3 protein-coding genes are annotated in these 5,098 nt (G+C 22.3%); all 3 read right to left on the minus strand.

The annotated features are described in order from the left end of the window. Positions 1-668 precede the first annotated feature (668 nt). Entirely contained in the window at positions 669-1,373 is a 705-nt protein-coding gene (locus OC680_RS02100; RefSeq protein ID WP_304515463.1) for a hypothetical protein, read from the minus strand. A 725-nt stretch (positions 1,374-2,098) separates the two neighbouring features. Further along, positions 2,099-2,452 carry a hypothetical protein gene (locus tag OC680_RS02105; protein WP_304515464.1) on the minus strand — a complete coding sequence of 118 codons (354 nt, stop codon included), beginning with the start codon at positions 2,450-2,452 and terminating at the stop codon, positions 2,099-2,101. Positions 2,453-4,264: 1,812 nt separating this feature from the next. Then, on the minus strand, positions 4,265-5,098 hold an 834-nt coding region (locus OC680_RS02110; RefSeq protein WP_304515465.1), incomplete at its 5' end, for an alpha/beta fold hydrolase.

A 5,098-nucleotide genomic window follows, 5' to 3' on the forward strand; every position in this document is an offset into this window, starting at 1 on the left:
AGTATAACTAGGGTCTTGGGATAAACCTTTATTTTGTGGATTATTTAAATGATAGATCATTAAATTTCTTTGTGACGGATTAATTTAAACCACTTCCAATCTTTTTTCTATACAATTATATTATGTCGAGCAAGTTTTTGATTTTTTTAATGAATTTGTGTAGTTGACAAAGCTTTTTAAGTTTCATGTTTAATTTAATAAAAAATGTGTTTAATAATTAAACATGAAATATTATTTAGAGCAACTAAAATCCGTTTTTTATCTTTTTTTGCACTATTATTTGTTATTTTGTATTCGTCTGTACAACAAAAAAACAAAATGGAAAGTTAAGTACAAATATTATATGTTAATCTTTATAAATTCTTGTTTAATTTGTTACTATAATGTATATTTTGTGCCAACCATTAAATATTCTCAAAATAAAATATTGAATGAATGATATGCAAATTTATTGAAAATGGATTTCAAATAGGAATAGTATTTTTACTTTTTGGCATAAACATTTATAAAATCATTATCAATTATATTAAAATATAAGATATATCATTAGCAAAAAATAAGCTTTATGTTAATAAGATAGTTAGAAGGGTGAAATTTTTTGGTTCTTATTTATTTTTGGAGTTAAAAAATAATTTATAAAAATGTCTAATTTTGACTAATTTTTTATTTTAATATTCGATAATAAATAAGCTATGAAACTTATTGTTTTTATATGTTTGAACTTTTTTTAATCTTCCTTCGCGATCATAGTTATTTTCATATCGAAAATATTCTTCTGTTTCATTTTCATTAAAGATTATAGTTGATACAAGTTGTTTTACATTATTGTATATATTTCTATATTTATGAACTATATAACCGTTAGAATCAAATACTTTAGTCATTATTAATTTGCCTTGGTTATCATACTCATTATAAAATCTATTCTCTTCTTCACCATTTGAATAATATGCTTGAGCAATTGTTAATTGATTTTTTTTATTGTATTTATACCAATAACTAAGGCTTTCGTGATTATTACTAAAAAACTTTTTAGTAGATATTAATTTTCCTTGCGAGTCATAATTATTTTCATACTTAAACCATTTATCATTTCGTTCATCATACATTTGAATTTCTACTAGTTGACCTTGAAGATTATATTTATTATCATACCTATACACTTTGGAACCATCTTCATCATATTGTTGAACAAATTTAGGTGAGCCAACAATGTTATACTCAGTATTATTCCCGCAATCATCTAATAAATTGTAATTAAACCGTCTTGTTTTTTGACCAGGTTTCTCTCTAATGTACAAAGTAAAACCTGAAATTAATATTAATATTAGTAACGATAAAAAAAATAAATTTTTTTTGTATTTTACAATCATATACATATTTTAAATCTGTTTCTTTTCATTTTTTCTTAAAAAATCTTTTTCATATAACTTAAAAAAGTTAATTTCAAAATTTTTTAAAATGATATTTCTCAAAACACACAAAATAGTTTTACAATTTATTTTTTAGACGTCTAAATGATTATTCATGTTATGTACTTTATATACTATGGTTAACAATAATAGAAACACCGTTTCGCTTATTATTGTTTGTTTTAAAATATAAAATTAATCCTGATGCTTTAGAAATAGCTGGTCAAACAATAAGCTAAGTTTAAGATCAAGTAATGAGGATAACTGACATGGTTGATGAGATGCCATGGGTTAGAATATAACACGAACAGGCTTAGAAGACTTAAAAACTTTCAGTAAAGCGACCAGTTATCCCACTACTTTTTTCGAAAAAGCTTATAAAAGTGCTAGAAAAGCTAACAAGATAATATTGAAAGTTCTTTAGATGTTATAGAAAATACTGGTAAAGCTTTGGCGTATAGGGTAAGGTATCGTAAAAGCCACTAAAAATAATATAAAAGACATTGGTTATAGTTTAAAGATACTTGGAATGAATTCATTTCTTAGTAAAATATAAATTATTAAATCCAAAAAAAGATTAATATTGTTTGAAATTATTTCTTTGTTTCTTTAATTAGAATTATTTTAATAATTACTTCTTTATTTATTATTTCACATCATAACTATAATTTCTAAATTTTATAATTTTAAGAATTTTTCGGATTAGAAGAAGAGCTTTCTTCATTTTTATTGTCATTATTATCATTTCTAGCTTTTTGTTCTCTTTCGTTTGCAATACTTTGTCTTAATAAAGCAACATTATCTGGATTATTTAACGTTCTAATTATACTATTTCTTTCTTCTTCCGTAAGATTATCTAAAGCTCTTTCTAATTGATGATATTCTCTAAGAGTTACTTTTTTTTCAGTTTTCATTGGTTTTTTTGTATTCTTTTCTTTTTTAGGACCAGCCATTACTGTGTTAAAAGAGCTAAATAATAATAATATTAATATGAGAAAATTAATAATTATAGTTTTGAATTGATTTTTTATTTTTAACATAAACTCTTAATCCTCCTTTTTGTTCATATTAAAAAAATTTAATATTATTGCAAATTTTATGAGTTATTTATTTTATTTGAATTAAATTTTAATTTGAATTTCTTCTAATTTGTCTATTAAGTAAATATAATAAAAGAAAATAATTTTTATAAATCCTTTTTAAGTTAATAAACTAATCAAATTTAAAAATTTATAATTCAGATAAAATTTTAATTTTTATGTATTGATCAATAATTTTTAATAATATAGATTAGTATTATTGAAATTTATGAATTATTTAACATTTTTACAATTAGTCAAATTCACCTCTCTTTCTAGTTTGCATTTATTTTATGTTAAAATGGATTAATTGTCAAATCTAAAAAGAATTTTTTTATTTAAAAATAACAAACCAAAATTCCTTAACTAAGAATCATTATTCTAGTTATTATATTTAAATCATATTTTATATTCGTCTTTAAATATCCGTGCTGTGCCCTATTTTTTTAACAACTTTTAGATCCATAAATAACAATTAAATTCTTATTTAAGTATTTATTTATTCATCTTTTCAAATCAAAAAAATTAAAAACTTTTTAAAAATTGTTGAATTTTTTTGAGGTGCAGTTGTCATGTTTTTTAAGTTCAGAAGATGAATTTGAAATTTATCTTACGCTATATAATTGGTAAAAAAAGTTACAAAAGCACTAAGGAAATAAAAAGAAATTTATTTTTGACTATATAATTTTATTTTTAAAATTGTTAATGACAATAAAAGAGAGATTGAATTATTACAAATTGTGACTTGTTAGTTATAGCGTTCCTAATTTGGCAAAAATTATTTTCTCTTTGATTAAATTTTATCAAAAATATTTAACCATTACAATTAAAATTAATCATAATGCTTACTATTTGTAAAAACTAAAATAGAAAAAGAAAGAAAAACATTAATGATATTTATTAATTGTTAAAAGAATTGGTTGTTTATGTAAAAAAATTATTTTATGTTTGGTTATCATAAAATTACTTTATACTTATAAAAGGATTTTTAAAACCAATATTAATCACAAATCAATTTTAAAGACGACGAATCCAAATTGATGGTTCAAAAAATGGAATATACCTCTACCTCATACTAAAAATAGATTTTATACAGATTTTTTGCAAAAACAACCTTATTTAAGTAAAAATAATTTTAAAAACTGATAAACAATTGACTAAATTATATACTGATTTGACTTTGGTTCTTAATGTTTATTGTAAATTGTGAATATTTACAATTACTGATTTGGATACAATAATCAAGTTTTAGCTTCTATGGTAAGTAAAAAAAGTTCATTTACAGTTAGTTAAAAAAACTTTTTAAAAAAAATACCTAAATTAGCAGTTCTTTTTATTATTCATTCGGACCAAGGAAAGGTTTATTAAAGTGTTTAATTGCAATCTTATTTGGATTAAAGAAGTTTTTTAGTTAGTATATCGATCGTGCAAAGTGACTCCTAACTAATGACGTAGTCTTGGCATCTTATTATGGTAATTAGAAAGGTTTTATGAAAAATTAAGATCAGCATTTTAGTGCGGGTATGACTTTTATTTGATTTAAATTGCGAAAGACCCACACTTCGACTCTCCAAAAGTATCACCAACTAATAAATAATATATTTAATAATTTTTATAGACCAACTTTTTTTAAGTTGGCCTTTTAATTATTGGCTACTTAATTTTGGGGCATGTACTTTTAGTTTTCATTGATATTTTCAATCTATCAAAAGTATATATAAATAATAAAATTACAATAACATAAATTATTTTATTTTAAAAAATTATCTTAAATTAACTTAAAATTTTGTTTTCTAACCACTCTAAAACATCTTGTTGTACTTCTTGGTAATCTAAATCATTGAATAAATTATGGAAAGATTCTGGATATAGTTTTAAATCTTTATCTGGTGTTTGAATTATATTAAACATTTCTTGACTATTTTCATAAAGAATTACTGAATCTTTTTGGCCATGAAGCAATAAAATAGGTTTTGGATAACAAAATGAGTTGTTAATTAAATTTTCTTGAAAATAATCAATACTTAAACACATAATATTTCTTAAAAATCTAGGTGTAACAGAAAAAATACGATACTCTTTCATTTCTTCACCAAGGGGAATTCTAGATAAACGTTCATAATTTTGTCCTATAGTAACATTTGGCATATTTTGAATATTAGTTTCATCAGCAAAAATTGTTGCTTGTTCTATAATTTTTGTTGGCGAACCACTATTAATTACACCATCTATATCATCATACTTATAAACATAACAATTATTAACTATTCCTCCTAAACTATGACCTAACAGGAAAACTTTTAAATTATTTTTTCGTTTTAAAAACGTAACTATTAAATGTAAATCATCTATAAAAGTATGGAAACTATCAATGTCGCCTATGTTTTGGTAATCACTTATACTTTGTCCGTGATTTCTAATATCATAAAGTAAAACATTATAATTAAAGCCTTTCAGATAGTTTGCTAATCTTTCATATTCTCTTGAACTTTCTCCTATTCCATGTGTTACAATTACATTAGCTTTAGCATTATTAAGAGTAACTTCTTTAAAATCTGTGTAAAGACCAGTTTCTTCTTTATTCAAAAGAGGATGAGCATAAACTTG

Source organism: Candidatus Phytoplasma melaleucae (genome assembly GCF_030588185.1).
Taxonomy (GTDB): domain Bacteria; phylum Bacillota_I; class Bacilli_A; order Acholeplasmatales; family Acholeplasmataceae; genus Phytoplasma; species Phytoplasma melaleucae.